General features: G+C 34.3%; 3 protein-coding genes. 2 read left to right on the top strand and 1 reads right to left on the bottom strand.

The annotated features are described in order from the left end of the window. Positions 1-303 precede the first annotated feature (303 nt). Positions 304-1,326: a ferrochelatase gene (hemH, locus tag CCAND38_RS10825; RefSeq protein ID WP_042345398.1), complete on the top strand. Its 1,023-nt coding sequence runs from the start codon at positions 304-306 to the stop codon at positions 1,324-1,326. A 9-nt stretch (positions 1,327-1,335) separates the two neighbouring features. Continuing rightward, positions 1,336-1,860 (top strand): menaquinone-dependent protoporphyrinogen IX dehydrogenase, encoded by a 525-nt coding sequence (hemG, locus tag CCAND38_RS10820; RefSeq protein ID WP_042345396.1) that lies wholly within the window; start codon positions 1,336-1,338, stop codon positions 1,858-1,860. A 90-nt stretch (positions 1,861-1,950) separates the two neighbouring features. Here hemG and bcp read toward each other — a convergent pair whose 3' ends face one another. Next, positions 1,951-2,412, bottom strand: a complete 462-nt coding sequence (bcp, locus tag CCAND38_RS10815; RefSeq protein WP_042005812.1) for a thioredoxin-dependent thiol peroxidase — start codon at positions 2,410-2,412, stop codon at positions 1,951-1,953. Between the last annotated feature and the right edge of the window lie 311 nt (positions 2,413-2,723).

Raw genomic sequence — 2,723 nt, 5'->3', positions numbered from 1 at the left:
AAACCATATAAAAGCCTTTGAAATTGTGTTTTTCTACATCAATTTTGGGTGGATTTGAGTATCATACTTTGGGAAACACTACCAAAAAATAATACAAACTATTGATGAAACACACAAACAACTGTAACATTTTTAGAAGAAACAAAATAATGGACTCTAAGTAGCTCATTATAAACATTTAAACAAAAAAAAGAGATAATTTTAGACTCTTCAAAAATAAAAACTATGGGAATTTCTTTTTTTTGTACAGAAAAAATCTATCTTTGCAAACTAACTATTCAAATACAATATACAATACATAAAATGAAAGGTGTACTATTAGTCAATTTAGGTTCTCCTGATTCCACGGAAGTGGGAGATGTTAAACGATATTTAGACGAGTTCTTGATGGATGAACGAGTGATTGACTTTCCTTACTTGCTGAGAAGTTTGATCGTCCGCGGAATTATTTTGCGTATACGACCCAAAAAAACAGCCGCTGCCTACAAAAAAATATGGTGGGAAGAAGGTTCTCCACTCATTGTTATCACAAAACGATTGCTGGAAAAAGTGCAAACACAAACCTCCATCCCCGTAGAAATGGCTATGCGTTACGGAAATCCGAGTATTGAATATGGTTTGAATCAATTAAAAAATAAGGGAGTTACAGATGTTCTTTTGTTGCCTCTCTATCCACAATATGCCATGGCAACCACCCAAACCATTGAGGTACTGACTGAAAAACTGGTACAAACAAAATTCAAAGGAATGAAAATCACCAAATTCCCAGCTTTTTACAACCGTACCGAATATATTGATGCTCTTGCGAAAGTAACCAAAACCTATTTGGATGCTAATCAGTTTGATCATTTATTGTTCTCGTATCACGGTGTGCCTGAACGTCATCTGTACAAAACTGTGCGTACAAAAAATCATAAAAAAATCGTTGATCACGAATATTGCTGTGCACCAGAATCAGAAGAGTCAAAATACTGTTATAGAACACATTGCTTTGAAACCACGCGTCTGTTAGTTGAAAAACTTGGATTACAAGAGGGTACCTACAGCCAGGCGTTTCAATCGCGTTTAGGAATAGACAAATGGCTGGAACCTTTTACCTCGGACAGAGTCGAAGAACTTGCTAAGAGCGGAACTAAAAAATTAGCTGTCATAACCCCAGCCTTTGTGGCGGACTGTATCGAAACACTTGAGGAAATTGAAATGGAGGCGGGTGAGGATTTCTTACATAACGGTGGTGAAGAGTTTAAAATGATTCCTTGTTTAAACGATGACAACAGTTGGGTAAGTGCTTTAGTTACCTGGATTCAAGAATGGCAGAACAAATAAATTTGAGCTATGGAAAAAATTGGAATTATTTATGCAACTGTTGACGGACATACAAAAAAAATATGCGATAGCATACACGAAGTGCTTTCTTCAAAACAAAAAGAGGTACAGTTAATACCAGTGCAAACCTTTGATGGCAACTTGCATTTTTTTGATAAAATTCTGATAGCTTCGAGCATCCGGTATGGGAAGCATCATACTGACATTCTGAAACTTATCAATGAAAACTACGCTGTATTGAATATAAAAAAAGCAGCGTTCATATCCGTAAACTTAGTAGCTCGAAAACCCGAGAAGAGTACAGAAACGACAAATCCATATGTTGTGAAATTTTTAAAAAATATTGAATGGAAGCCTTCTGTAGTCAAAGTGTTTGCAGGAAAATTAAACTACAAAATATACGGTTTTTTTGATAGAATAATCATCAAACTTATTATGTTTATCACCAAAGGACCTACAAGTTCCCCTACCGAAATTGACTATACAAATTGGGACGAAGTGAAACGCTTTGCAAACGATTTTGCAGAACTGTAGATAATAAGTTAAAGAACAAATAGCAAATAATCATCGTTATTTACTTATTGTCCTAACCTAAAAGTTACGGAAAGTTCAAAACAAGTTCAATTATTCTAAAAATTCTAGAAGCTGTTCTGTATGATTTTTTGTTTTAACCTTGTCGATCACATGAGTAACTACATGATTTTCATTTAAAACGAAAGTCTTTCGGTGGATACCATCAAATTCCATCCCCATAAACTTTTTAGGACCCCATACGCCAAATTGCTCAATGATTTTCTTTTCTTCATCAGCGATGAGTGGATAGCTTAATTTATTTTTAGTAGCGAAGTTGGCTTGTCGCTTTACCGAATCAGCACTCACTCCAAGCAAGGCGTATCCTTTCTGCTTTAGAATTTCATAACCACTTTCTAAACTACATGCCTCAGCAGTACACCCCGGCGTACTGGCTTTCGGGTAGAAAAAAACTATCACTTTTTTACCTTGGAAATCCGAAAGTTTCACTACATTTCCATGTTGATCAGTACCCTGAAAATCTTGAATTTGATCTCCTTTTTTTACAGTATTCATATTTTAATATTTTATGCACAATTTATTTACCAAACTGATAGTTAAAAATCACAATGAAACTGTCCGAAAAAAATGGAATTTGAATATTTCTGCCAAAAAAACTCAAAATCAAAGAATTAAAATGAAACAACTAATTCAAACTAACTTTTACGAAAAGCCTCATTGTGATAAAATAAATTTTTATTATCTCGAATCAATGTTATGGATTCAACGGGAAAATTAAAGGTAATACAAAAATCATAATAATCCCGACAATAATTTGCAACGGCAACCCTAATTTGACATAGTCCATAAATTTATAACGTCCTGCT

This window comes from Capnocytophaga canis (genome assembly GCF_000827555.1).
In the GTDB taxonomy this organism is placed as follows: Bacteria; Bacteroidota; Bacteroidia; order Flavobacteriales; family Flavobacteriaceae; genus Capnocytophaga; species Capnocytophaga canis.
Note: the sequence above shows the minus strand (reverse complement) of the source record. Positions and strands in the feature narration are given on the sequence as shown.

Bases quoted from the DNA above. Each gene is read 5' to 3' on its own strand.
- hemH (WP_042345398.1), top strand. From the start codon at position 304: ATGAAAGGTGTACTATTAGTCAATTTAGGTTCTCCTGATTCCACGGAA.
- hemG (WP_042345396.1), top strand. From the start codon at position 1,336: ATGGAAAAAATTGGAATTATTTATGCAACTGTTGACGGACATACAAAA.
- bcp (WP_042005812.1), bottom strand. From the start codon at position 2,412: ATGAATACTGTAAAAAAAGGAGATCAAATTCAAGATTTTCAGGGTACT.